23 protein-coding genes are annotated in these 26,008 nt (G+C 59.7%); 14 read left to right on the top strand and 9 right to left on the bottom strand.

What is annotated here, in order from left to right:
* Nucleotides 1-24: 24 nt before the first annotated feature.
* From arsJ to U9R61_RS16765, 3 genes are all read right to left on the bottom strand, one after another.
* Nucleotides 25-1,326 carry an organoarsenical effux MFS transporter ArsJ gene (gene arsJ, locus U9R61_RS16775; protein WP_322489961.1) on the bottom strand — a complete coding sequence of 434 codons (1,302 nt, stop codon included), beginning with the start codon at nucleotides 1,324-1,326 and terminating at the stop codon, nucleotides 25-27.
* Nucleotides 1,323-2,330, bottom strand: coding sequence for an ArsJ-associated glyceraldehyde-3-phosphate dehydrogenase (locus U9R61_RS16770; protein ID WP_322489960.1), 1,008 nt, complete (start codon nucleotides 2,328-2,330; stop codon nucleotides 1,323-1,325). The genes arsJ and U9R61_RS16770 overlap by 4 nt, the downstream gene beginning before the upstream one ends.
* 259 nt (nucleotides 2,331-2,589) lie before the next feature.
* Nucleotides 2,590-2,889 (bottom strand): nucleotidyltransferase family protein, encoded by a 300-nt coding sequence (locus U9R61_RS16765; RefSeq protein ID WP_322489959.1) that lies wholly within the window; start codon nucleotides 2,887-2,889, stop codon nucleotides 2,590-2,592.
* 164 nt (nucleotides 2,890-3,053) lie between these two features.
* Here U9R61_RS16765 and minC point away from each other — a divergent pair, with 164 nt between their 5' ends.
* From minC to U9R61_RS16735, 6 genes are all read left to right on the top strand, one after another.
* On the top strand, nucleotides 3,054-3,716 hold the full coding sequence (minC, locus tag U9R61_RS16760) for a septum site-determining protein MinC (protein ID WP_322489958.1): 663 nt from the start codon (nucleotides 3,054-3,056) through the stop codon (nucleotides 3,714-3,716).
* Nucleotides 3,717-3,725: 9 nt separating this feature from the next.
* The gene (minD, locus tag U9R61_RS16755) at nucleotides 3,726-4,526 is read left to right on the top strand and encodes a septum site-determining protein MinD (protein WP_322489957.1); all 801 of its coding nucleotides are present in this window, start codon (nucleotides 3,726-3,728) and stop codon (nucleotides 4,524-4,526) included.
* A gap of 15 nt (nucleotides 4,527-4,541) precedes the next feature.
* Nucleotides 4,542-4,817 (top strand): cell division topological specificity factor MinE, encoded by a 276-nt coding sequence (gene minE, locus U9R61_RS16750; protein WP_066785746.1) that lies wholly within the window; start codon nucleotides 4,542-4,544, stop codon nucleotides 4,815-4,817.
* Between the two features lie 126 nt (nucleotides 4,818-4,943).
* On the top strand, nucleotides 4,944-6,104 hold the full coding sequence (locus tag U9R61_RS16745; RefSeq protein ID WP_322489956.1) for an AI-2E family transporter: 1,161 nt from the start codon (nucleotides 4,944-4,946) through the stop codon (nucleotides 6,102-6,104).
* Nucleotides 6,105-6,108: 4 nt separating this feature from the next.
* Nucleotides 6,109-7,515, top strand: a complete 1,407-nt coding sequence (gene era, locus U9R61_RS16740; protein ID WP_322489955.1) for a GTPase Era — start codon at nucleotides 6,109-6,111, stop codon at nucleotides 7,513-7,515.
* Between the two features lie 302 nt (nucleotides 7,516-7,817).
* Complete coding sequence (locus U9R61_RS16735; protein ID WP_322489954.1) at nucleotides 7,818-9,320, top strand: serine/threonine-protein kinase; 1,503 nt, start codon at nucleotides 7,818-7,820, stop codon at nucleotides 9,318-9,320.
* Between the two features lie 63 nt (nucleotides 9,321-9,383).
* Here the strand turns inward: U9R61_RS16735 and acs are convergent, their stop codons facing one another.
* The 4 genes from acs to U9R61_RS16715 form a co-directional block, all read right to left on the bottom strand.
* Nucleotides 9,384-11,318 (bottom strand): acetate--CoA ligase, encoded by a 1,935-nt coding sequence (gene acs / locus U9R61_RS16730; RefSeq protein ID WP_322489953.1) that lies wholly within the window; start codon nucleotides 11,316-11,318, stop codon nucleotides 9,384-9,386.
* Nucleotides 11,319-11,536: 218 nt separating this feature from the next.
* Complete coding sequence (prpE, locus tag U9R61_RS16725; protein WP_322489952.1) at nucleotides 11,537-13,435, bottom strand: propionate--CoA ligase; 1,899 nt, start codon at nucleotides 13,433-13,435, stop codon at nucleotides 11,537-11,539.
* A 285-nt stretch (nucleotides 13,436-13,720) separates the two neighbouring features.
* Nucleotides 13,721-14,524, bottom strand: coding sequence for a universal stress protein (locus U9R61_RS16720; protein WP_322489951.1), 804 nt, complete (start codon nucleotides 14,522-14,524; stop codon nucleotides 13,721-13,723).
* Between the two features lie 56 nt (nucleotides 14,525-14,580).
* Complete coding sequence (locus U9R61_RS16715; protein WP_322489950.1) at nucleotides 14,581-15,741, bottom strand: hypothetical protein; 1,161 nt, start codon at nucleotides 15,739-15,741, stop codon at nucleotides 14,581-14,583.
* 97 nt (nucleotides 15,742-15,838) lie between these two features.
* Between U9R61_RS16715 and U9R61_RS16710 the strand changes: the two genes are divergently transcribed.
* Nucleotides 15,839-16,327, top strand: coding sequence for an MOSC domain-containing protein (locus U9R61_RS16710; protein ID WP_322489949.1), 489 nt, complete (start codon nucleotides 15,839-15,841; stop codon nucleotides 16,325-16,327).
* 58 nt (nucleotides 16,328-16,385) lie between these two features.
* Here the strand turns inward: U9R61_RS16710 and U9R61_RS16705 are convergent, their stop codons facing one another.
* The gene (locus U9R61_RS16705; RefSeq protein ID WP_322489948.1) at nucleotides 16,386-17,258 is read right to left on the bottom strand and encodes a universal stress protein; all 873 of its coding nucleotides are present in this window, start codon (nucleotides 17,256-17,258) and stop codon (nucleotides 16,386-16,388) included.
* Between the two features lie 25 nt (nucleotides 17,259-17,283).
* A complete protein-coding gene (locus U9R61_RS16700) occupies nucleotides 17,284-17,760 on the bottom strand; it encodes a hypothetical protein (protein ID WP_322489947.1) in 477 nt (158 codons plus the stop codon).
* Nucleotides 17,761-17,951: 191 nt separating this feature from the next.
* Between U9R61_RS16700 and U9R61_RS16695 the strand changes: the two genes are divergently transcribed.
* The 7 genes from U9R61_RS16695 (at nucleotide 17,952) to U9R61_RS16665 (ending at nucleotide 25,880) form a co-directional block, all read left to right on the top strand.
* Nucleotides 17,952-19,205 carry a glucose-1-phosphate adenylyltransferase gene (locus U9R61_RS16695; RefSeq protein ID WP_322489946.1) on the top strand — a complete coding sequence of 418 codons (1,254 nt, stop codon included), beginning with the start codon at nucleotides 17,952-17,954 and terminating at the stop codon, nucleotides 19,203-19,205.
* Nucleotides 19,206-19,246: 41 nt separating this feature from the next.
* Nucleotides 19,247-20,488, top strand: coding sequence for a glucose-1-phosphate adenylyltransferase family protein (locus U9R61_RS16690; protein WP_322489945.1), 1,242 nt, complete (start codon nucleotides 19,247-19,249; stop codon nucleotides 20,486-20,488).
* Nucleotides 20,489-20,726: 238 nt separating this feature from the next.
* Nucleotides 20,727-21,914 carry a class I SAM-dependent rRNA methyltransferase gene (locus tag U9R61_RS16685; protein ID WP_322489944.1) on the top strand — a complete coding sequence of 396 codons (1,188 nt, stop codon included), beginning with the start codon at nucleotides 20,727-20,729 and terminating at the stop codon, nucleotides 21,912-21,914.
* A gap of 41 nt (nucleotides 21,915-21,955) precedes the next feature.
* Entirely contained in the window at nucleotides 21,956-23,164 is a 1,209-nt protein-coding gene (locus U9R61_RS16680) for a glycosyltransferase family 4 protein (protein WP_322489943.1), read from the top strand.
* A 42-nt stretch (nucleotides 23,165-23,206) separates the two neighbouring features.
* The gene (gene aroC / locus U9R61_RS16675) at nucleotides 23,207-24,301 is read left to right on the top strand and encodes a chorismate synthase (RefSeq protein WP_322489942.1); all 1,095 of its coding nucleotides are present in this window, start codon (nucleotides 23,207-23,209) and stop codon (nucleotides 24,299-24,301) included.
* Nucleotides 24,294-24,896 carry a hypothetical protein gene (locus tag U9R61_RS16670; protein ID WP_322489941.1) on the top strand — a complete coding sequence of 201 codons (603 nt, stop codon included), beginning with the start codon at nucleotides 24,294-24,296 and terminating at the stop codon, nucleotides 24,894-24,896. The genes aroC and U9R61_RS16670 overlap by 8 nt, the downstream gene beginning before the upstream one ends.
* A gap of 15 nt (nucleotides 24,897-24,911) precedes the next feature.
* Nucleotides 24,912-25,880, top strand: coding sequence for a prephenate dehydrogenase (locus U9R61_RS16665; protein ID WP_322489940.1), 969 nt, complete (start codon nucleotides 24,912-24,914; stop codon nucleotides 25,878-25,880).
* Nucleotides 25,881-26,008: the final 128 nt, after the last annotated feature.

Below are 26,008 nucleotides of genomic sequence, written 5' to 3'. Positions count from 1 at the left end.
CATCATGTTCCCGTTATGAACGACCTATTCACTCGCAATTTTCCACTCACCGGTCACGACGCGCGTCGGGGCCGGCAACCGGATCGAAAGTAACCCGGCCATGAGCACAAATCCCGCCGAAGCCCAGAGGCACGTAATGAGACCACCGTACAGTCCGTTCTGCATCCCCCATTGGTACAGCGCACCCGACAAGACGGTACCGGCCAGCCGTCCCAGTGCGTTTGCCATGTAATAGAAACCGACATTCATCGCTACTTTCGCATCATCGGCGTAGGCCAGAATGAGATAGCTGTGTACTGCCGAATTGAGCGCAAAGATAACACCAAACGCGAGTAACCCGATCACCACCGCAGCAGTCGGCGCAAAACCAACGCCAAGCGCCAGAGCAATTGCTGCCGGAAACGCAGCCAGCGCAAATGCCAACCACATCGCAGTACGCCCATCAGGCGCGCGCGCATCGGCTACACGCCGTCGGATAAGTGCCGGTGTGGCGGCTTGCACAAAGCCGTAGCCAATCGTCCAAGCTGCCATAAACCCACCGGCTAGCCAAAAATCCCAACCGAGCACAGTAATAAAGAAGACCGGTAACCCGACCACAAACCAGACATCGCGCGCACCGAACAAAAAGATCCGTGCTGCGGCAAGCAGATTGACCGCTCGGTTGGACGAAAATATCTGCTTGAACTTTGCCTTCTTATCCGCCCTCCCCAGATTGCCGCTGATCGTACCGACGGCGCCGATCAGCGCTGCCAATACAAGTGCCGCTAATATCAGCAATGCGGTCTGAAAGCCAAATATGGTCAGCAAGAGCGCACCCACAAAGAAACCTAGCCCCTTAATCGCATTCTTCGAGCCGGTGAGCACACTCACCCAGCGGTAGAGCTGGCCCTCGCCCTCGCCCGCCACCAGTTTCACCGCGCTCTTCGACGACATCTTGGTCAGGTCTTTGGCGATACCCGACAACGCTTGCGCCGCCATCACGTAAGGTACGACCAGCAACGACGGTGGCGCGAATGCCAGCATGCTCAGCGCAACCAACTGGGTGACCAAACCGAGAAAGAGCGTCGTCTTCAGGCCAAAGCGTGCGCCGAGGTAACCGCCGAACAGATTGGTGATCACGCCAAAGATTTCGTAAAACAGAAAGAGGGATGCGACCGCAAATGGCGAATAGCCAAGCTGGGCAAAATAGAACAGCACCAGCATCCGGATTGCGCCATCGGTGAGGGTATCGGCCCAGTAGGCCGCCGTCACCAACAGATAATTGCGCCGGTCAGCGCGCCGCTGTTCGGCGGTGACGGCCACGCTGGCAGATTGGACTGGTTTCATAGCGCCATTGCCACCTTTCGTGCTAATTCCACATACCGGTTGGCGTAGCCCCACTCGTTATCGTACCAAGCGTAGATCTTGACCTGTGTGCCATTGGTGACCATGGTACACAATGAGTCGATAATCGCAGAGTGCGGATTTGTCAGAAAATCGATTGATACCAGTGGGCGCGTCTCGTAGGCTAAAATACCCTTCAGCGAGCCTTCGGCAGCCACCCGAAGCAAGTCATTCACTTCGGTTACGGTGGTTGGTCGTGTGACTTCAAACACACAGTCAGTCAGCGAAGCGTTGAGCAGCGGTACCCGCACCGCTTGCCCATCGAGCTTTCCTTGCAATTCTGGGAAGATCAGCCCAATCGCCGTTGCCGAGCCGGTGGTTGTAGGTATCAACGACAAGCTCGACGCCCGTGCCCGCCGCAAATCTTTATGCGGTTGGTCATGCACGCTCTGGGTATTGGTTGAGCTGTGGATGGTGGTGATCATACCGTGGCGAATGCCAATACCCTCGTGAATGACGTTCACAATCGGCGCCAGGCAGTTGGTTGTACAAGAGGCCGCAGTCAGCAGATGATGGCGCGTCGGGTCATACCGGTGATCATTCACCCCCATCACTACATTAAGCGCTTCGCCCTTCACCGGTGCAGCCACAATCACCTTCTTCACACCGGCAGCGAAGTAAGCTGCTAACTGTTCAGAGCTGCGAAACTTCCCCGTTGCCTCCAGCACGATCTCAACCCCGGCGGCTGCCCACGGCACCGCCGCCGGGTCCTTGATCTGGCTATAGCCAATAGCACGACCATCGATAACCAACCGATCACCCTCACCGTGTACCTCATGCGACCAGCGCCCATGCGCCGAGTCAAACGTTAAGAGATGAGCCGCTACCGATGCATCGCCACCGATCTCGTTGATATGGGCAAACTCCAATTCCGGCCATCCCCACGCCGCCCGCAACGCTAACCGCCCGATCCGGCCAAAACCGTTGATCCCAACCCGCACCGCCATAGCGCCCTCCTGATTTATATCAATCAACATTGATATTATATACGATATGGAGCAGAAAAGGAATCCCGCCGGGCAGGGCGGGGTAGGAAGGTGGCGCTATTAATCCAAACTGTTCGGTTTTTGTCTCAATAAAATGTACTTATACCCAAGAGGACCCGAAGCAAGCTATTGGGTGAAGGGTGGAAGCACGCAGCGTAAGATGTGGATCCCTCTTGGGTAGGAGATTGCTTCGCCGCCGATGGCGGCTCGCAATGACAGCTTACACCGCATAGATAACCTGCTCCTCGCGCAGGATCGTCTCACGCAGCAACGGCTTCAAACCACTGCGAGGCACGAGATCAACGGGTCTGCCGATCAGGGCAGCCAATTCGCGTGCCATCTGGCTGAGGGTAAGGAAGCCTATCGCTGCATCCGGCTCGAATTCGACCAGCAGATCGATATCGCTATTCGGCCGGAATTCTTTGCGAAGCGCCGAGCCAAAGAGCGACAACCGGCGTACCTGATAGCGGCGACAGAAAGCAGCGAGTTCGGTTTGGGGAAAGGTTATCTGGTTCGGCATCATCATTGCCTGTTATGGGATTGTCCGCTTGTAGTAGCATTATCCATGACCACGCCTCTCTTCTCTGCATGCTGTAAGCGAAATCCCCGCGCAAGAGCGCGACAACACGCGCTAGCTATGCTATAATTTCTCACAATCATGCGTTCTATATTGGTAGTATAGCCATGAGCGACTTGATCACGATAAAAGGCAGCCGTGACGGGCTACGGCTTCGTTTAGACGCCAACGCTGCATGGCCGGAATTGCTCAGCCGGCTTGACCACCATTTGGGCGAACGGCGCGGCTTTTTTCATGGCGCCAGCTTGGTGATCGATCTGGGTGAGCGTGAGGTGTCGCCGGCGCAGCTCGACGAGATGTTAGCGTTAATTCGCCAGCATGGGGTGCAGGCCGCCGCGATCGATTCGTCGGAGCGGGCCACGCGGGCGGCGGCGCGAGCGGTGGGGTTGGCGGCGCGCCCGTTGCCGCGCTACACCGAACCGATGCCGGCAATTGAGGCTGAAGCACTCATGGTTATGCGCACGTTGCGTTCGGGGCAGGTGCTGCGCCATACTGGCCATATTACCTTGATCGGCGATGTCAATCCGGGGGCCGAAGTGATTGCCGGCGGGAGCGTGGTCGTTTGGGGCCGGTTGCGCGGGTTGGTGCATGCCGGTGCGCTCGGTGATCAGAATGCGATTATCTGCGCGCTCGAATTGACGCCGACCCAGTTACGGATTGCCGATCTGATTGCGCGTGCGCCTGATCGCGATAAGGTGAGCCGTCCAGAGTTTGCGCGGGTGGTGGCCGGCGAGATCGTGGTTGATGGATGGGAATCGTTCAAGCGTTAGCGGGGTGCTATGGGGCGAGTCATTACCGTCACTTCGGGCAAAGGGGGCGTTGGCAAGACGACGACCACTGCAAATCTAGGCACGGCGCTGGCGATGCGCGGGGCGCGCGTCGCGGTGGTAGATGCCGATATTGGCCTGCGAAACCTTGACGTAGTGATGGGGCTCGAAAACCGCATCGTCTACGATCTGGTGGATGTGGTCGAGGGCCGGGCACGGTTGCGGCAGGCGTTGATTAAAGATAAGCGGTTGCCGGAATTGTGCCTGTTGCCCGCCGCGCAGACGCGGGATAAAGACGCGGTGAATGCGCAGCAGATGATCGATCTGACCAACCAACTGCGCCATGATTTTGATTTTGTGCTGATCGATAGCCCGGCGGGGATCGAATCCGGTTTCCGCAATGCGATCGCTGGCGCCGATGAGGTCATTATCGTTACCACGCCTGAAGTGTCGGCGGTGCGCGATGCCGATCGGATTGTCGGGCTGGTGGAAGCGGCTGAGAAAGGCCCGCCCTCGTTGGTGATTAACCGGATCAAGCCGCGCCTTGTTAGCCGGGGCGAGATGCTGTCAGTGGAAGATGTGCTGGAATTGTTGGCCATCTCGCTGCTCGGCATTGTTCCTGAAGACGAGACGATTGTGATTGCGACCAACCGCGGTGAGGCGGCGGTCTACGACCCCAATTCGCTCGCCGGGCGCGCCTATGTCAATATCGCCCAACGCTTAGCCGGCGAAGATGTGCCGGTAATGGCGATCCCTGATCAGCAGGGGATGCTTGAACGGCTGCTCGGCTTGTTCGGGCGGCGGCGGACATAGCGGAAAGGAGAGCCTGTGTCGTTTCTGAACGGCCTTTTCGGTCGAAAACGTGACTCGAGCGCCGAACTGGCCAAGCAACGGCTGTTGACGGTGCTGATCGACGACCGCTATAAATTAACGCCTGAAATGATGGCGCAGATGAAAGCCGATCTGGCGGAAGTGTTGAAGCGCTATTTGCCGGCGATCGATGCCGAACAGATCGAGGTGACGCTCAGCCGGGGCGAAGCCCACGATCTGCTCAAGGCCGATGTGCCGCTTCGCCGCGCGCCCGATAGCCATCCGAACCGCTAGGCGTCGTTCGCCGTTACCGTTATAATGAAGGGCGACGAATCACCGATGCTGTGATTCGTTCGCCTGTTTCATGTCGTAGGCAGTGCTGCTATGTTCGTGCAAGCTTGCGTCGTCTAGGAAATCGCCATGGATGCCGAATCGCGCCCAATCCGGTTTTCGTACCAAGCCAAATGGATCAGCAGCGCCATCGTAGTGGCGCTGGCAATTTTGTTGTTGATGGAAGTAACCCATATTTTGCCGCCGTTTATCGGCGCGATTATTACCGCGTATTTGTTTAATCCGTTGATTGGCTGGTTGTATCGCCGCACCCGGATCGGGCGTGCAATCTGGATTGTTGTGCTGTATATTGTGGCCGGGTTTGCGCTCTATAGCCTGTTTACCGCGCTGTGGCCGCGAATTGTGCAGCAGAGCCGTGATTTGGCTGCTAATGCGCCGGCGATTATTCGTGAGTTGACGATCTTCTTTGAGCAGAATCAGTTGGTGAACGTTGGCGATGTCGTGATTAGCCTCGCTCCGCTTGAGGCGCAAGTCATTAGTTTGGTGCGCGATGTGGCCGGCTGGTTGAGCGGCAATGTGCCCAAGATTGTCTTTTCGGCCCTCGAAAGTGTGATTTATCTGTTGGTGTATTTGATTATTACGTTTTATCTGCTCTTACAAGCGCCGCAATTGAAGGCATGGGCGCGTCATCTGATTCCGGCCCCGTACCGGCGCGAGATTGGCCAGCTTGGTTCTCAAATCGATCGGGTGTTCAGTGCCTATATTCGCGGCCAATTGATTTTGATCGTGATTATGTCGGTGCTGCTCTACATCCCGCTCTCGATTTTGCAGGTGCCGTATGCACTGGTGATTGCGGTCGCCTCTGGCGTGCTCGAAATTTTGCCGATTATCGGGCCGTGGTCGGCGGCTGGGATTGCCATGACGGTGGCGTTGTTCCAGCCGGTGACACCGTTTGGGCTCTCGAATGTGGCGCTAGCGGTGTTGATTGGCATCATCTATTTTGTCTTGCGCCAGATCGAAGACCATTTCATCATTCCCAATGTCATGGGGCCGCTAGTGCGCCTGCATCCGGGAGTGGTGATTTTTGCCATTTTGGCCGGCGGCGCGCTAGCCGGTGCGTTTGGTCTGTTTATCTCGATCCCGATTGCGGCTGTGATCCGGATTTTGCTCAGTTATATCTACCGGAAGTTGACCGATCAGCCCGAACCGCCATGTGACGCCGATCATCCGATGGTAACGGCCCAACCCGAACCGGCGACCGGCGAAGTGGCGCTCGGTTCACAAGGGTGACGCGATGAAGTATTGTTCGCTTGATAACGACGCCGGCACGCTGTACTTCTACTTTCTCGATCTGGAAACGGGGCAGGTGGCGGGGATGATGGAATACCCCGCCCATCTGCTGCTCGATACGCAGGGCGCGATCTTCGGCTGTCGGATCGATCTTGACGATGAGGTGATTCTCAGCCAGCTCGAGCTGGCGCTGGATGGGCCATACAATTGGCTCGATGGCCAATACGGCCACCTCTACATCCGTATGGCTGATGAAGAGCCGGCTGAGGTGGTAGAGCTGGACGAAACGGTGGTGCTCGATCTCGACGCCGGTGATCTGGTGGTCGGTGTCGAGCTGATGTTACCTGACGAGTGGCGCACGCCGGAACGCTTGGCCCGGCTGGCCCCGCTGCTGGTGCCGTTCGACGATGAGCCGGTGGCTGGCGAAGGGCCAGTGGTGTTTGGGACACCAGCAACTATGGATGAGGCGACAGCCGAGGAAGCCGTGCCGCCGGAGCTAGCTGTCATCCCGCCTGAGCAGTGGCGTTCCGGCTTCGTTGCGCTGGTCGGTAAGCCGAATGTCGGTAAGAGCACGCTGCTCAATGCGTTGCTGGGGGAAAAGGTAGCAATTGTCTCGCCGCGCCCGCAAACCACGCGAGTGCCGGTGCGTGGCATCCTCACCCGTCCGGGTGAACAGATCATCTTCATTGACACGCCCGGTATTCATGAGCCGGATCACCGGCTGGGCAAGCTGATGGTCGAATTGGCCGAACGCACCTTGCCCAATGCCGATGTGATCTGCTTTATGGTTGACATCAGCCAGCCGCCGAGCAAACTCGATCGCATGATTGCGCAGCAGGTGCAGCGCGCGCGCGGGCATAAGCTGCTGGTGCTCAACAAAGTCGACCAGAAGCCGCGCCAGCCCGGCGCTGATTATTTGCCCGCTTACCGCGAATTGGGTGAGTGGGAAATGGAAATTGCGATCTCGGCTTACCGCCGGCTGGGGTTGGCTGCGTTGCTGAGCGAGATTAGCGCGCGCTTGCCGGCAGGTCCGCCGCTCTACCCGCTTGACCAGATCACCGACCAAAACGAGCAGCAACTGGCCGCCGAGTTTGTGCGCGAAAAGGCGCTCTTCTACCTGCAACAAGAGGTGCCACACGCGATCGCGATTGAGGTGGAGGAGTGGATCGAGAAGGAGACGGCTACCTACATTCGCATGACGATTAATGTCGAAAAAGAGAGCCAAAAGGGCATCCTGATCGGCGCCGGTGGTGGTATGCTGAAGAAGATCGGCAGCGCTGCCCGCGCCTCGATTGAGCGGATGCTCGGCCGGCCCGTCTTTCTCGATTTGTGGGTCAAGGTGCGCTCGAACTGGCGCGATGATCCGGCGGCGTTGGGATGGTTGGGGTATCGAGCGAAGAATTTTCTGTAGTTGGGCGTAGGTGTCTTGACGAGAGTGCGCTGGCGATGAATACCGTGATAGTGCATACACGGCTCATCGCATGCGGTTACTGCGCTGCCGCGTTCTCTTTACAAGGGTTGGGGCGCAGTGCATAGCGCAACAATCCATGCTACGATAAGCGTAAGTACGGTTGGACACGTTGCGCAGATTGGCTGTGCGTTGGCGGTAGCGAAGCCTGTCCGATAGAACCATCATGATGCAACTTTGCCGCCGGCAATTGCGTATGATTCGTTAGATTGGCAAAAGATTGTACCGCAAGGCACACTGCACCAATGGCAACCCGCCGCTCGCCCGCTGCTACAACCCGGAGTGATATGGCCGAGGTGACTGAAATCCTCTGCCCAATCTGCCATAAGCCCAACCTGCGGCGGGCCCGGTTTTGCCAGCACTGCGGCCACGATGTGGTGCTGAACAACGATCAGCCTACCGATCATCGCCGCTACGTGATTACCCGGATCATCAAGCGCGGCGGGCAGGGGGCGGTCTACGAGGGCATCGATCAAGACGGTAACGTCTATGCGATCAAAGAGATGCTCGACCGCTTCGCCGATCCCAACGAGCGAGCCGAAGCAGTGGCCCGGTTTAATGCCGAGGCAGAGCTATTGCAACAGTTGCGCCACCCGCGTACTCCCCGCGTCTACAGCCACTTCACCGATGAGGGCCGCCACTATCTGACGATGGATTTCATTCGCGGCGAGGATCTCGAACAGATCATCGAGCGCGAAGGTCGCATCGACGAGCAGCGGGTACTGCGCTGGGCCGATGAGATTTGCGACGTGCTGGGCTATCTGCACGGCAGAGGGCTGATCTACCGCGATATGAAGCCCTCGAACGTGATGATCGAGCCGAGCGGCGATGTCAAGCTGATCGATTTCGGTATTGCCAAGGTGTTCAAGCCCACCGAACGCGGCACTCAGATCGGCACGCCGGGGTATGCCCCGCCTGAGCAGTATCAGGGTTTGGCGACGCCACAGTCGGACATTTATGCCTTAGCGGCGACGTTGCACCACTTGCTGACCGGGCGTGATCCAACCAAAGAGATGCCGTTTTCGTTTTCGCCGGCCCGTGCGTTAGTGCCGGAGATCTCTGAGCGCACGAGCGCCGCGCTGGAAAAGGCATTGCAAAAAGTAGCCAAGGATCGCTTCGCCACGATAGATGAGTTTCGGGCAGCGTTGATTCCGCGCGTGCAGCCGCAACCGGCCCAAGTGCGGGTAGCCCCGCCGGCAGCAGTGCCAGTGCCGGCGCGACCAGCCGCGCCGCCGCCAACGCCAGCGACGCGACCGGTTACGCCGCCCGCGCCGCCACCAACGCGACCGGCGTCACCGCCGCCAGCGATACCGTCAATGCCGGTTGCATCCCCCCAGCCGGTTCGCCGCCCGATTGGGCAGATGATCGCGGCGCTCTTCTTGCTGGGGTTGATTGCGCTTACCTTGTTGAGTGCGTATGTGGTGGCAACTCGGCCAGCGTGGGCCGAGCCGTTCATTGCACCGATCCTCGATGGCAGCAGCCAGCCAGCGCCGTTGACCGGCCAACTGCAAACGATCGAGTATGAGCTTGAAGTGACCGTCCCGGCGGGGAGTGATGATCAAGCGGTGCGCGAAGCGTTCCGGCAAGTGTATCGCGAACAGGTGCAACGCGAGTACGGTGCGAATGCGCAGATTAATCCAAACGTACCGATCAGCTACGTTGGCCAACCGGTGCAAGTAGGTGAAGCGAATGAGCAGGTAACGTATCGGGTGCGGTTGACAGGGCAGGTGTGGGTGCCGGGGCCGTAACGGTTGGCGTGACACATGATGGCGGGGGCGGCGCATGCGCCGCCCCCGTTACGTTTCCGGTGTTTATTCCTCGAGGGTTGACACGTCGCCTTCGGGCAGGCCCAAGGCGCGCGCCTTCAGCACGCGGCGCATAATCTTGCCCGACCGCGTCTTGGGCAGCGAGGTCGCGAAGGTGATCGAGTCGGGGCGGGCAATCGGGCCAAGCTCGTGGCCGACATGCGCGCGCAGCTTCTCTTCCAGCTCGTGGCTCGGCTCGTGGCCGGCGCGCAGGATCACGAAGGCGTGGATCGCGTTGCCCTTCACCTCGTGCGGCAATCCGATCGCCGCCGCCTCGGCCACCGCCGGGTGGCTGACCAGCGCGCTCTCGACCTCGGCGGTGCCCAGTCGGTAGCCCGACACCTTAATCACGTCGTCGAGGCGGCCAATCACCCAGATGTAGCCATCTTTGTCTTTGCGCGCGCTGTCGCCGGCGGCATAGTACGGCGGCACCTTCTGCCAGTAGCCCTCGACATAGCGCTGCGGATCGTTCAACACCGTGCGCATCATACCCGGCCACGGATTCTTAATCACCAATAGACCGTCCTCGTCGGGGGCGCAGGGGGTGCCATCTTCATGCACCACATCAACATCAATGCCGAGGAACGGGCGGGTGGCCGAACCGGGTTTGAGCGGCACTGCCGGGGTCGGCGTGATCATAAAGTGGCCGGTCTCGGTCTGCCACCACGTGTCCATGATTGGGCAGCGGCTCCCGCCGATCTTCTCGTAGAACCATTTCCACGCTTCGGGGTTAATCGGCTCGCCGACCGAACCGAGCAAGCGCAACGTGCTGAGGTCGTGGCGCGAGGGCCAGAGATTGCCAAAGCGCATCAGACCGCGAATTGCGGTGGGAGCAGTGTAGAGGATGGTAATGCCGTGCTTGGCAACCATGCTCCACCAGCGATCGGGGTAGGGATAGTTGGGAGCGCCCTCGTACATAAACGAGGTAGCGCCATTGATCAGCGGCGCGTAGACGATAAACGAGTGGCCGGTGATCCAACCCGGGTCAGCGGCGCACCAGTAGCGATCTTCGTCTTTGATGTCGAAGACGTACTTCAGCGCGGTATAGGTGCCGACCATATAGCCGCCGTGGGTATGCACCACACCTTTGGGCTTGCCGGTCGTGCCCGAGGTGTAGAGGATAAACAGCATATCCTCGGCGTCCATCTGCTCGGTGGGGCAATAGCCATTGGCGATCGGCAGCCCAAGCAGATCGTGCATCCAGAAGTCGCGACCCTGCTCCATCGGCGCACCGTGGTTGGTGTGGCGGAAGACGAGACAGGTCTGCACGGTGGGAGTGCGGGACAGTGCCTCGTTAACGATCTTCTTCAGCTCGACCACCTTGCCGCGCATATAGCCGCCGTCGGCGGTGATCAGCACCTTGCTCTTGGCGTCGGCCAGGCGGTCAGCGAGGGCCGCTTCCGAGAAGCCGCCGTAGACCACGCTGTGGGCCGCGCCGATCTTGGCGCAGGCCAGCATGCTAAACATCAGCTCAGGGATGCGGGGCATATAAATGGTGACAATATCGCCCTTCTTCACCCCCATGCTCTTCAGCACGTTGGCAATCCGCGACACTTCATAGTTAAGCTGGTAATAGGAATAGGTACGCTGGCTGCCATCCTCGCCTTCCCAAATCAGCGCCAGCTTATTCTTGCGCCATGTCTTGAGGTGACGGTCGATCGCGTTGTGAACAATATTGGTCTTGGCACCAACAAACCACTTGTAGAAGGGCTTGTTGCTGTCGTCAAGCACCTTCTCCCACGGCTGGAACCACTCCAGTTGGTTGGCCATATCGGCCCAGAACTCCTCGCGGTTCGCGATCGTCCACTGGTACAGCGCGTCGTAAGAGCTGAAGCCCTTGCTGCGGGCATAGGCCATCACGTTCGATTGTTCAACCAGCGCCGGATCGGGATAATACATATCGCTGGTGTCGGGCAGCGCCACATCGTGGGTCTCGGTCATGAGTCGAACCTCCTTGTTGCGTGTCTGCGCGGCAATGCGTTATCACAGCGGATACAACGATTATAGGCGTGGCCGCGCCGGCATGTCAAACCGATGCTATGTGGATATTTTCACGATAGCGAACAATTGTGAGCAGAGATTAAAGATCCGGTAAAGTTTTGCACAACCATAGTGTAGGCGCGCCACACAATGCGATGCTGGGTGGCGCGCCGGAGCGACTAGAGATCGCCGCGCAGCATTTCGATCGCCTCGCGCACCATATCGACGGTAGCATCGTCTTCGATCGTGCTCAGGTCGCCGATATTGTCGCCTTGGTACACGGCCCGGATGACGCGACGCATAATCTTGCCCGATCGCGTCTTGGGCAGCATACTGACGAAGTGGACGGCTTTCGGCGTCGCGATCGGGCCGATCCGCTCGCGCACCAATTGCCGGATCTCGTTGGTGATATCATCTTGCATTTGCGGTGTGATGTGCTGCTTGAGCACCGCGACCACTAGCACATCTTCGCCCTTCAGCTCATCGCGCACGCCGATCACGCTGGCTTCAGCCACGGCTGGGTGGGCCGAGACCACCTCTTCGATCTCGCGGGTGCCGAGACGGTGGCCGCTCACGTTGAGCACCTCATCGGCGCGGCCCAGCATGAACAGGTAGCCGTCCTCGTCTTCGATGGCGTAGTCGCCGGTCATATAGAGCAGTTTGTCTTTGAAATAGCCCCAATAGCCCTTCACAAACCGCTCATCGTCGTTCCACAGCGTGAGCAGGGTGCCCGGGGGCAACGGGCCGTGTTCGACGAGGAACCCCTTCTCGCCGGGTGGCACCCGGTTGCCGTCAGCGTCAACCACTTCGAGGCGATGGCCGAAGGCCGGCTTAGTCGGCGAGCCCGGTTTAACCGGCAGCAGCTCGACGCCGACCGGGTTGGTCACCATCGGCCAGCCGCTTTCGGTCTGCCAGTAGTGGTCGATGACCGGTACACCGAGGGCCTGCGTTGCCCACTCGTAGGTCGGCGCATCGAGCGGTTCGCCGGCGGCGAAGAGGATCTTCAGCGAGCTAATATCAGCATCACGCATCCACTGCTCGGGGAACTTGCGCAGCGCGCGCAGCGCCGTCGGCGCGGTGAAGACATGGGTGACGCCGTATTTCTCGATTACCCGCCACCAGATACCGGGATCGGGGTGATCGGGACGGCCTTCGTAGACCAGGGTGGGCACGCCTTTGAGCAACGGCGCGTAGACGATGTAGGAGTGGCCGACCACCCAGCCGATGTCGCTTGTGCTCCAGAAGACATCGCCGTCGCCGCAGTTGTAGATGGTGCTCATACTGGCGTAGAGCGCCACCATATAGCCGCCGGTATCGCGCATCACACCCTTGGGCTTGCCGGTGGTGCCAGAGGTGTACAGGATGTACGAAGGATCGGTGCTGGCCAGGCGGGCCGGCTCAACGTACCGTTCGCCGCGCTTGGCGAGTTGCTCGTACCAATCGAGATCGCGTCCCTTCTTCAACTCGACCGGAACGATCCCGCGGTTAAGGACGAGCACATCGCGCACGCTATCGACATTCGCTTCGTCGAGCGCCTTATCGACCACCTCTTTCAGCGGCACCGGCTGGCCCTTGCGCATCCCGGCATCGGCGGTGACGATCAACATTGGTTCGGCGTCGTCGATGCGCGAAGCGAGCGATGTGACCGAGAAGCCGCCGAAAACTACCGAGTGGATGGCGCCAATGCGTGCGCAGGCAAGCATCGCAAAGATCGCTTCGGGCACCATTGGCATGTAGATGATCACCCGATCGCCTTTGCGCACGCCGAGGTTGAGGAATAGGCCGGCCAGCCGGTTGACTTCGCGGTACAGCTCGAAGTAGGTGAGGGTGCGCGATTGCCCAGTCTCGGCGCTTTCCCAGATGATGGCGGCTTGCCCGCGTTTGCCGCCGAAGGCGTGGCGATCCACCGCGTTGTAGCAGAGATTCGTTTCGCCGCCGACAAACCAGCGCGTAAAGGGAGCGTTGCTGTTGTCGAGCACCTTATCCCATGGCTTATACCAGTGCAATTCAGCGGCGAATTCGGCCCAATATCCTTCGGGGTCTTCGATCGATCGGTGATAGACGGCTTCGTAGCCCACAGCGATCCTCCTCTGCGAGTGTACGCATTGTATGCGAGGGAGACAAATGGTTGCCTTATTATACCATCGCTGAGTCACAGATGGGTGACGCTAAAAACGTATGGGGTGCAATTGCTCATTGAGAAACCACAACGATGGTTGTTAGGTTGATATAACCTCTTAGTAGGCTAGGAAATACCGTTGCTGTTTTTATGACCCTTTTCTAACCCTACCCGCCGAGATTCTCGTCCTCGCGCCGGGCAGGGGATGAAGCATTGGGCAACGCATCGTTGTTGATCTGATGGGTTATATCACGAGCACCGGAATCGGGCTGCGATCGAGCAAATCGCGGGTGACGTCTTGCAGCGACAGACGCTGGAGCAGGCCCAACCAGCTTCCTGCCGGCGTGGTTGGCGCGATGGCGGCCTGATGGCTGCCGATCACTAGCAGGTCGTATTGGTGGCATGCGGCCAGTATGGTCTCTTCAACCAGACCATACACTACCTCTAAGCGCGCAGTCACCCTTTGGTCGTTGATGGCGGCCACCAAGCGCTGTAAGGTGACTGCCGTGGTTTCGTCACGGGGCGGCATTTCGGTGAACCCATCGAAATAGATTACTTCCTGCGACGTCACGTGCAGCACCGTCACCTCGGCTTGGCACGCGCGCGCCAATTGGCTGACCAGCGGCACGCAGCGCAGCGACTGCTCGCCGCCGGCGCTGGCGGCCACGATCCGGCGAATGGGTGTGACCCGGCCATACACGCGCAAAAACGGGATGGGGAGCGAACCGAGCAGGCTGAACTCGAGTTGCCGCCGGCGCCAGCTCATGGGGGTGGTGTGGGCGGCGAAAGCCGGCACGAGCAACAGATCAGGTCGCTCGCGGGCAATGGCTGTGAGAATAGCAGCGGCGAAGTTGTCACCCTGACACCAACGGCGCAACTGGATCGCTGGTGCGGGTTGGATCTGCGCGATAGTGTCATCGATCGTCGTTGCTTCGCTCACCGGCGCGATGAGGGTTAAGCGTTCAGCTAATGCGGTGATGAGCGGTGCGGCAAAGCTGAGCAGCTCGGCGCGCTGCAAGCTGGTTCCGGCGTAGAGCGCAAGGTGCATAGGCATTCTCTATCGTGGGAAGGCAGGAGCGCGACTCTTGGCGATTCCCTGCTTCCCTATCTCACAAACAACAGCAAGAGCGGCACGATCAGCATGACTCCTAAAAAACCGATCAGGCGCGGCGTGGAGCTGACAATCCATTCTTGCAAGCCGAGCAACGCGCGCGCGAACGGGCGATAAAACACGAGCAAGACCAGCAGGGAAAAGAAGGTAACGCAGAGCATTTCGACCAGCACAATCGTGAATGCGGCGGCGCCGCCGACAATGAGTGCGGCGACTAGCGTATCAATAAAGGTGGTGATATTTGCCCCCATAATGTAGGGCAACGCATTCTCGCGCCTGATAATGCCGCGCACCGTGAGCGGCACCAGCATCGACAGCGACACCGATACCGAGAGGGTGAACGAGGTAATGGCCGCGCCGAGCAGAAACATCGCCCATGGCCGGTAGAGCAATTGGCCGGCTCTGCTAAAGACTGTCTGCCCGCCGGGAATGTCGGGAATAGCGCGGTCGAGCAGGCTAAAGGCGCCGAGCAGCGCTAGCGCACCTACGATCAGCAACGACCATTCCGGCAAGATGCTGACCAAGATGGCCACAATCGGGTCAACGGCTAGATCGATCACCGAGCTGAGCGGGCTATTGGCACTGGCCGAAATGATTCCTACCCATTGCGAACTGAGCAGCCAATACCCCAAGGCCAGCGCTGGGAGATAGATGGCTGCCGTGGTCAGCAACGCCAGCACGCCAATCGAGACGCTGGCGGCGCGCCGGTGGCCGCGTAGATAGTATAGAAAGCCGACAAAGAGCACAATGAACGAAGCCCCCAGCCGCGAACCGGTGATCATGGTAAAGGTTTGCAAGCCGTCGATCGTGCCTGAAGCAAAAAACGCGACCGCGACGGCGGCAACTGGCGAACCGCTGAGAAAGATATAGGCGAGCAACCAGCCAAAGCCGAGTGCGTTGGCTGCTGACGAGATATCAAGCCACGCGATCAGCGTTCTCCCGTAGCCGGCAGCGCCGCGCTTGAGCAATTCGAGCGCCAGCACAAAGACCAACAATCCAATGAGGGCAAAGACAGTTCGTTGGGCTACTGCCCACCAACGCGGTTGAGACGTGGCCGGATCGGCTTCACGGAGTTCCAATTGGCCGGCTGCCGTTGGCTCGGTGAAAGCGGTGGCGGTTGGCGGGGTTGGTTTACGGGGTGGTGAGGGTTCCATAAAGATGTTTCCTTAGACGGCAAACGGTTGGTGTGGAACAGCGTTGGTAATCTGGTATGATAGCCGATGGCCATCTGTTTGAGAAGAGGTGAATTCCATGACTTCAGCAAATGCGCAGGGTCGAGTCGTTCAGATCAACGTCAATCCCAACGGGGGCGTTCCCAAGTATCCGGTGCCTGCCGCCGAAATCACGATCGATGGTGTGCGCGGCGATCGCCAGCGCGACCACGAGCACCATGGCGGACCGCGGCGCGCCGTCTCGCTCTATTCCGCCGAGCGGATTGCGGCGCTGCAAGCTGAAGGCCACCCCATCGCGCCGGGCACAACCGGCGAAAATCTGACCATTAGCGGTCTCGATTGGGATCAACTGGCGATCGGCGACCGCTTACTTATCGGTTCATGGGTTGAACTCGAAATTACCGACTACACCACGCCATGCAACACGATCGCTGGTTCGTTTCAACGCGGCTGGTTCAGCCGGATCAGCCAACGCCTCTACCCCGGCTGGAGCCGGCTCTATGCGCGGGTGATCAGCGAAGGCGAGATGCGGGTGGGTGATCCGGTAATCCACCTGCGTGCCGGATGATAGGGGGCATACAGCCTATGCGCCCCTACCGCCCCTCCGGACACGTCGCGGCATGCGCTTACGGGCGCACGGCCAACACAGGGATCGGGCTGGCGCGGATTACCTTGTCGGCGGTGCTGCCGACCATGATACGTTGCCAACCACCTTGCCCGCGGGTCGCCAACGCAATCGCATCGACCTGCAACTCACGGCTGAGGGTGAGCAATGCGCGCGCCGGTTGTTCGGCAGCGCCAACCGCAATATCGGCAGGAACGCCTTGCGCTTCAAGCTGGTTGGCGACCTCTTGCAGATATGCCTCGATCTGCGGTTTCTGCTCGGCTTCACTCGGTTCGTCACTGCGCCGGCGACGTGCCATCACCCGCGCTAGGATCAGCCGTGCGCCATCGAGCGATGCTAGCGCTTGGGCATATGGCAACACCTGCTCAGAGAGCGCAGATCCATCGAGCGTCACAAGAATGCGGCGTAGCGGTTGGGCTGCCCGTTGCGCCGGCTCACCCGGTCGCATCAACCAGAGCGGCGTATGCGTCATCCGTAGGAGTGATTCGGCGACGCTGCCGAGCCAAAAATGTTCAAACCCGCTCCAGCCATGGGTCGTCATCACGATCAGGTTCGCCTGAATCGCTTGGGCATGCGCGGCTAAGGTCTCGGCGATCTCGCCTTCGAGCAGGCTCGTTACCGTATGAATGCCCTGCATCACCGGTGCGGCGGCAATCTGTTCGAGATAGAACTGCTCGTGCTGGGTGGCCAGCGATTGCAATTCGGCATCAATGATCGGCAACGTCTCGATCACGATGGGCGTCAGGGAATTGGGGTAATGGACATGCACTAGATGCACGGTTGCCTGCACCGCGCGCGCCAGTCGGGTAGCGGCGGCCAAGGCCTGTTCGCCAACCGGCGAGCCGTCAAGCGGAACGAGAATGGTACGAAACATGGCGCGCCTCCTTATGCCGCTAGTCTTAGCGAAAATTGATCCGGATCAATCGCCATTGGTCGTTCTCTTGTTGCAAGCGGGCCGAAAATGCTTGGGTCGAACCATCAGCGTAGTTCAACTGGCCGGCAATTTCGGCGGTTGTGCCTTCTAAGTCGGTATTGATATTGAAACTATTGAGCGAAACGCTGCTCACCTCGCGGAACAGTTGGCGGTTGGCAAACTGCCGTTCCAAATCATTGCGTGAAACGACGCTCTGCGCGGAGTCGGCGAAAAGGGCGAGCGCCGCATCGATATCGTTGCGCCTGCCGGCATCCATCAACTGCGTGATCACCTGCTCGATCGCCTGTGTTTCCTCCATCACCCCGGTGAAGAGGCGCCAGCCGCCGAAGACAAACAGTCCGCAACAGAGCGCGATGGTGAGCACGATGATCGCCACGCCGATCAATACCCAACGTTTCCATCCGGTCGATTGCGGTTGGGTGGGGGAAGGACAGACCGCCATGCCAGACTCCTGCATCCACGAGATCGTTAATTGTATGATAGCAAACCGCTGGTAGCCGTCTAGAGCATGTTCACGAATTGTTAGGCGGCAATTCACAACCTATCGCTAGCAATCAGCGCGCGTTGCGCGATTGCCCGCTTGGGTTTACAATCCATAGCGCAGCCGGATCTTAGCAATGTTACGGGAGGCGTATGCGCATTGTAGCGATGATTATGGCAGGTGGCGAAGGCACGCGCCTCAGTGTGCTCTCTGAAAAGCGCGCAAAACCATCAGTGCCCTTCGCCGGTAAGTTCCGCATTATTGATTTTACCCTCTCGAATTGCGTCAATTCCGGTATTTTTGATGTGGCAGTATTGACGCAATACCGGCCCCATTCGCTCAATGAACATATCGGGATTGGCAAGCCGTGGGATCTTGACCGGGCGCGGGGCGGGGTGCGATTGCTGCAACCCTACCAAGGCCGGCGCGATGAGTCGTGGTACCGGGGCACGGCTGATGCGATCTACCAAAATCTGAATTACATCCAAGAACGCCGCGCCGATCTGGTGCTGATCCTTTCCGGTGATCATATCTACAAGATGAACTACAACGACATCATCGACACCCATCTGCGCAAGCGCGCTGATCTGACAGTGGCGGTGATGGAGGTGCCGATCGAAGAGACCGATCGGTTCGGGATTATGACCACCGATGAAAACGATCGGGTCATCGAGTTCACCGAGAAGCCGAAGGCGCGCGATAAGGGCAATCTGGCTTCGATGGGGATCTACGTCTTCAACGCCGATATCTTGATCCGGCGGCTGTCGGAAGGCGGTCCGGAGAAGCCGCGGATCGATTTCGGCAAAGATGTCATTCCGGCGATGGTTGCCGAAGATCGCGTCTTTGCCCACCGGTTCAAGGGCTATTGGGTTGATGTCGGCACCATCCAATCGTATTGGGAAACGAGCATGCAACTGCTCGACCCCTCGCTCGAATTCGATCTGTTCGACCCGAATTGGCTGATCCGCACGCGCAGCGAAGAGCGCCCGCCGGCCAAGATCGGGCCGCAGGCGCGGGTGACGCAGTCGATCATCTGCAACGGCTGCACCATTCGTGGCACAGTGGTGCATTCGGTGCTGTCGCCGGGAGTGTATGTCTCGCCGGGGGCGATTGTGCGTGATAGCGTGGTGATGAACGATACGTGGATTGGCCCCGGTGCGGTGCTTGATCGGGTGATTGTTGATAAGAAAGTGGTGGTCGGCGCTGGTGCCCGCCTCGGTTTTGGCGATGATCTGACCGTGCCAAACCGCAAGCAGCCCGATAAGATTAATACGGGGATTACGGTGGTCGGCAAAGCGGCCCACATTCCGGCCGGCATTACGATCGGGCGCAATGTGGTGATCAATGCTGACCGCGACGCCGAGGATTTTCCGGCCGGTGATGTGCCTTCCGGCGAGACGATTTGATGTGCGGGCAGCGCACGCTATGCCCATACAGGGGAGTTGGTATGTTGCGTACGTTGGTGATGATATTGGCTGGCGGTGACTCACCGGCGTTGAGTGTGCTGACCGCGGAACGCACCGAGGCGGCGGTGCCGTTTGGCGGGAAGTACCGGATTATCGATTTCGCGCTCTCGAATTGTGTCAATTCGGGGTTGTACAATGTGGCGGTGCTCACCCAGTATCGCCCACGCTCGCTGCACGCGCACCTTGGTGTTGGCCGACCGTGGGATCTCGACCGCGCGCAGGGTGGTTTGCGCTTGCTCCATCCCTCGCCGACGCCCGACGGTGGCGGCTGGCAGCGCGGTACAGCCGATGCGGTGCGCTACAATCTCGATGTGGTTGAAGATCAGCCGGTTGATGCCGTGCTGTTGTTGGCCGGTGATCACATTTATAAAATGGATTATCGCCCCTTGCTCGAATGGCACGAAGAGCGCGCGGCCGATCTGACCATGGCGGTGCGCAGCGTGAGCCCGCACGACGCTCATCGCTATGGGATCGTCTCGGTTGGTAGCGATGGCCGGATCGATCGGTTTGTCGAAAAACCGCGCCGGGCCGACTCGAATTTGGCCTCGATGGGGATTTACGTCTTTCGCAAGCAATATTTGATTGACTTGCTTCGCTCGACCGATGCGGTCGATTTTGGCCGCCATCTGCTGCCCAAGATTGTCACGAGCGCTCGCACCTTTGCCTACAATTTCCAAGGCTACTGGGCCGATGTCGGCACGGTGCAAGCCTATTACGAGGCCAATCTGGCTCTGTTGGCCGAAACGCCTGCGCTCGATCTGTACGATCCGGAGTGGGTTATCCATACCGTGAGCTCTGACCGGCCAGGGGCTGAGATCGGCGAACAGGTGCGGGTTGAGAACAGCTTGCTGAGCGATGGCTGCCGGGTGTATGGCACCGTGATCGGGTCGGTGTTGTCGCCGGGTGTGGTGGTGGCGCCGGGTGCCGTGGTACGCGATTCGGTGGTACTCGGCGATGCGGTGATTGAGGCAGGCGCCGTTCTCGACCGGTGTATCGTCGATGAAGGGGTGCGGATCGACGCGGGGGCGCGGGTTGGCGATGGCGATGACAACACGCCCAACGCCGAAGCGCCAGAGCGGCTCAATACTGGGCTGACGATTGTTGGCCTGAAAGCGCACATCCCCGCCGGTGTGCGGATTGGGCGTAATGTGGCGATCCGTCCGCGCACGCAGCCGGCTGCCTTCCCTGCCGATGGCTGCGTGCCGAGCGGCGCGACAGTTTAGCGCTTGAAAAGCGGTGGCATGTTGTCATTGCGCGTGTCGTACCCTCCTGTCATTGCGCGGGCGCGTAGCGCCCGAAGCAATCTCCTGCTGCAGCGGGAAGCATGGCTGAGCGGGTCGCTCCCGTGCTCGGGGGAGATTGCTGCACCGCCGGGGCGGCTCGCAATGACAAGCGGGGAGCGAACCAAACGTTCGCCCTTCCCGCCTCGTATACAAGCGCTTTGGTATTTACTGGTTCTTTATGCCATCACTTGCCGACATCACGATTGATCCCGCTATTCGCACCCGGCTGCAACAAGGCCATCCGTGGGTCTACCGCAACCATCTGATCGGGACGGAACGGTTGCGCTCCGGGCAATGGGTGCGCGCCCGTTGCGGCGGGTTGACTGTCTATGGTCTGTACGATGAACAGAGCCCGATCGGGTTGCGGATCTTTAGCCGGAATGGCCTGCCCGATCAGGCGTGGTTCCGCGAACGGGTTTGGGAGGCGTGGGAATTGCGCGCGCCGCTCCGCGATAGCGGGCAGACGACAGCCTACCGTTGGATTTACGGCGAGGGCGATGGCTTGCCCGGGATCGTGGTCGATCGCTACGGCGATTACGCCGTTATCCAGACCTATGCCGAAAGTGTGCAGACCTTGGTGCCAGCCATTGCTGCGGCCCTGCGCGCTGTCGATCCCGAATTGCGTGGGGTGGTGCAGCGTCCCCGCCTTCACGACGACAATGCGAGCGAAGCGCAGCCGGGGTTGTTGTGGGGCGAATTGCCGCCGCGCGATTTGGTGGTGCAAGAGCATGGTCTCTTCTTTCAGGTTGATATGCTCTATGGCCAAAAGACCGGGCTCTTTCTCGATCAGCGCGATAACCGACGCACCGTCGAGGGATTCGTAGCCAGCGCCAGTGTGCTCAACTGCTTTGCCTACACCGGCGGGTTTTCGCTGTATGCGCTGCGGGGTGATGCGGCTGAGGTGGTGAGTTGCGATGTGGGACGTGGGTTGGCCGAAGCGACCGCTGCCAATATCGCGCTCAACCGGCTGCCAGCGGAACGCCACCGGTTCGAGACGGAAGATTGTTTTGCGTTGCTCGATCGGTATGCCAAGGACGGGCGTACCTTTGACATGGTGATACTCGATCCGCCAAGTTTTGCCCGCGCGCGGGCCAGCCAGCACGTGGCGTTGCGGGCGTATGTGCGCCTCAATGCACTTGGGATGCGCTGCGTAACCCCCGGTGGTATGCTGGTGAGTGCCAGTTGCACGGCCCAGATCGGCCCCGAACAGTTCCGCTCCTTGCTCGGCGAAGCGGCAGCGCAAGCGCACCGCCGCCTGCAAATTATTCACGAGGCCGGCCAGCCGCTGGATCATCCGGTGCCGGCTGGTTTTCCCGAAGGGCGCTATTTGAAATTCATCGTTGCGCGCGTGCAGTCGCTGGTGTAAGGCGCTGCCGGTTACGCCTCGGCTATGCTATAATTTTGACCATGCACATACTTCAGATTTCGTGGGAATACCCTCCTCATATTGTGGGCGGTCTGGGCCGGCATGTCGCCGATCTCGCGCCGGCGCTCATCGACCACGAAGTAACCGTCACCGTCATTACCCCGCAATTACGTGGCGGTGAGACGTTCGAGCGCCAGCATAACCTCACGATCTGCCGGGTGGAGATCCCGTCGTTCGATACCGATGATTTCCCTAGCTTTGTCCGTCACGCCGGCCGTTACCTTGAACACGCCGCACATGCGCTCTTTCCCGGCGGCAGACCCGATCTCATTCACGTCCACGATTGGTTAACGGCTGAAGTAGGCATTGCGCTCAAACACCATTGGCGGGTGCCGTTAATTGCGACCATTCACGCGACTGAGCGGGGGCGGGGCCGGGGTGATCTCAATGGCCATCGATCACAGCAGATTAACGATCTCGAGTGGCGGCTCACGTATGAAGCGTGGCGGGTGATTGTCTGTTCGCACTTTATGGCCCGCCAAATCCGCGAGTACTTCGCAACTCCTCCTGATAAGATCGATGTTATCTCGAATGGCGTCCACATCCCGCCGCAACCCTTCGCCACGCCGGCTGACTGGGTGGCGTTTCGGCGCCGCTTTGTCGCCGATAATGAGGCGCTGGTGATCTTTGTCGGGCGGCTGGTGTATGAAAAGGGCGTCCATATTCTGCTCGAAGCGTGGCCGCGGGTGGTGGCGGAACTGCCGGCCCGGCTGGTGATTGCCGGCGCTGGCAGGGCGTTCGATGAACTGAGGCTACGCGCCGCCGAATTGGGGGTCCCAGTTGAGTTTCTCGGCTTTATTAGCGATGAAGATCGCAATCGCTTGTACGCCGTCGGTGATGTCGCCGTCTTTCCCTCGCTCTACGAGCCGTTTGGGATCGTGGCGCTCGAGGCGTTTGCCGCCGGTTGCCCGGTAATCGTTTCAGACGCCGGTGGCTTGGCCGAGGTGGTACAACACGAGCTGAATGGGTTGGTGGTACCGGCTGGCGATGCGGTAGCGCTTGCCAATGCGCTGTTAGCTAGCCTGCACGCTCCCGCCGAGTCGCGCCTGCGCGCCGCGCGGGGGGCGGCGCTAGCTCGCGCATACTATACGTGGAACCGGATTGCCGGCGAGGTTAAAGCGGTGTACGATCGGGTGTGGACGGAGTGGAAAGCCGGCGCGTGGGGCAAAGAGATCATGCGCCGGGCGTAAGGCAACGCAAAGGCGTTGCGGTGTATGTGGCGGAGTCGACAGATGCCCGGAAATAGTTTTGGTCATGTGTTTCGGTTAACGACATGGGGCGAGTCGCACGGCCCGGCGGTTGGTTGCACTGTTGACGGTTGCCCAGCCGGTTTGCCGCTCGATGTGGCTGATATTCAACGCGAACTCGACCGGCGGCGGGTTGGTCAAAGCCGGGTTAGTTCGCAACGGCGCGAAGCTGATGAGGTACAGATACTCTCCGGTGTGTTTGAGGGTCGCACCACCGGTACGCCGATAACGATGGTTGTTTACAATACCGATGCTAAATCTCACCACTATGAAACTATCAAAGACGCCTACCGGCCCGGCCACGCCGATTACACATGGGACGTAAAATACGGCTTTCGCGATTGGCGTGGTGGTGGGCGTTCGTCGGCCCGCGAGACGATTGGGCGGGTGGCCGGCGGTGCCATTGCGCGTAAGCTGTTGGCGACGGTGGGGGTAACGATTGTGGGGTATACCCTCCAATTGGCCGATTTGCGCGCCGAGGTCTTTGACGAAGCAGAGATCGAACGCAACATCATGCGGTGCCCTGATGCGCGAGTAGCAGCGTTGATGGTTGAACGTGTCGATCAGGCGCGCCGCGAACTCGACTCGCTGGGTGGGATCGTTGAAGTGCGGGCGCGAGGGGTGCCTCCCGGCCTCGGTGAGCCGGTGTTTGATAAGCTACAAGCTGATATTGGCAAGGCCATGTTCTCGATTCCGGCGATCAAAGGGGTTGAGATTGGTGAAGGGTTTGGGGTGGCAATGCTGCGTGGTTCGCAGAACAACGATCCATTCATCCGGCGCGATGATGGTTCAATCGGTACGGCCTCTAACCATCACGGTGGTATTCTCGGCGGTATCTCAACCGGTGAGGAGATAGTGGTGCGATTAGCAGCCAAACCGCCGGCCAGCATTGCCCGCCCGCAACAGACGGTGGATCGCGACGGCAATCCGTTGATGATCGAAGTGCATGGCCGCCACGACCCGACCGTGTTGCCGCGGTTGGTGCCGGTGGCCGAAGCAATGTTGGCGCTGGTGCTGGCCGATCATCTGCTGCGCCAGCGCCTTGCCCGCGTGGCATGGCCGGAGCAGCGCGATGGCTGAACAGGAGCTGGTTGAGCCGCTCAAGCGCTGGTTGCCGGCGCTCGGTCTGTTGGCAGGATTGAGTTGGGCGCTTGTGATTGGGCTGGTCATCGGCGTCGATCTGACGCACGGGCCGAACTTGTTGTCGCCGATCAATCTCATCTTCCACGCTCTGGCGCTTATTACCGGCATCCTGACCTTCTGGCCACTGGAAAAGTGGCTAGGTCTGGCCGGCCTCACGGTGGAAGGGACGCTAGGAGTCTGGTTGTTGTTCACCGCCATCGCGATCGTACCGGCCCCAACCGGCACCCTGCTCGACCCGCCGGATACGCCGGTCTATGCGCTGATGCTGTTTGCCGTCTTTCTCAGCGTGGCCGCGCTCGTGCGTCCGGTGATCGCGGTGCTGAGCCGGCGCTGGCTAGCGCTCAAGGCATGGGCGCGCGACAACCGGCGGGTGCGGCGCGAGTCGTATGAGGCTGGCATCTTGGTTGCGGCAGCACTGGCTTTAGCCGCGCTCCGCACGCTCGATCCGATTAAGCTGATTGCGTTGGCGGTGATAGTTGTGTTGGTTGAGATTATCTTGTTGTCGTTGATCGGCGTCGAACCGGCGGGTTAGGAGAAGAGGAAACCCATGATCCGGATTGCTATCATTGGTCTCGGCTTGATCGGCGCGTCGCTCGGCATGGCGCTGCGCAACGCCGACCCCAAAGAGTCGCCGCTCGGTGTGGTCGAGGTGATCGGGTTCGACCGCGAGCCGCGCGTGATCCGCGAGGCGCGGGGAAGGTTGGCGATCGATCGCGAAGCGCGCACGCTAGCCGAAGCGGTGCGTGAGGCGCAGATGGTGGTGGTGGCGACGCCGGTGCGCGCGATGCGAGAGGTATTTCGCGAATTGGCTGCGCTCTTGCCTGCTGGGGTCGTGGTGACGGACGTGGCTAGCACCAAAGCGCAGGTTTGCCAGTGGGCCGCCGAACTGCTTCCGCGCACGGTGAGTTTTGTGGGCGGGCACCCCATGGCCGGACGTGAGAAGGCGGGGCCGGCTGCTGCCGATCCCGATCTCTTCCGCGAGGCGATCTACGGCCTGACGGCGACCGGCGATACTGCGCCGCCGGCGATTGAAGCGGTTGAGGCGCTGGTGCGCGCGGTGGGAGCGAAACCGTACTATATCGACCCCGAAGAGCACGATGCGTATGTGGCCGGTATTTCACACCTGCCGTTGCTGCTCTCGGTCGGCTTGGTGACGGCCACCGGCACTAGCCCAGCGTGGAAAGAGATGGCGCCGTTGGCGGCCACCGGGTTTCGCGATGTCTCACGCCTTGCCTCCGGCGATCCGCAAATGCAACGCGATATTCTGCTCACGAACCCGCATGGTCTCACACGCTGGATTGACGAACTGATCCGGTTTCTGGTTACAGTCCGTGAGCAGATCAATGCCGGTGATGTGGCTGCCATCGAACAGATACTACAACAGGCCAAAGCCACTCGCGACGCATGGCTGGAAAGCAAGCCGCACTTGCGTCCCGGTGAAGCCGATTTCACGGCAATGCCCACCGTTGAACGACCTAGCCTGCTCGGTTTTCGCTTGCCCAAGCGCGAGCAGTGAGATTTGACAACTAGGCTGTCATTTCGTATAATAACGGGGCGTTGAGCGCCCAGGTGGCGGAATTGGCAGACGCGCTAGGTTGAGGGCCTAGTGAGCTAACCACGCTCGTAAGGGTTCAAGTCCCTTCC

Origin of the sequence: Chloroflexus sp. (assembly GCF_034431535.1) — a bacterium.
Taxonomy (GTDB): Bacteria; Chloroflexota; Chloroflexia; order Chloroflexales; family Chloroflexaceae; genus Chloroflexus.
Note: the sequence above shows the minus strand (reverse complement) of the source record. Positions and strands in the feature narration are given on the sequence as shown.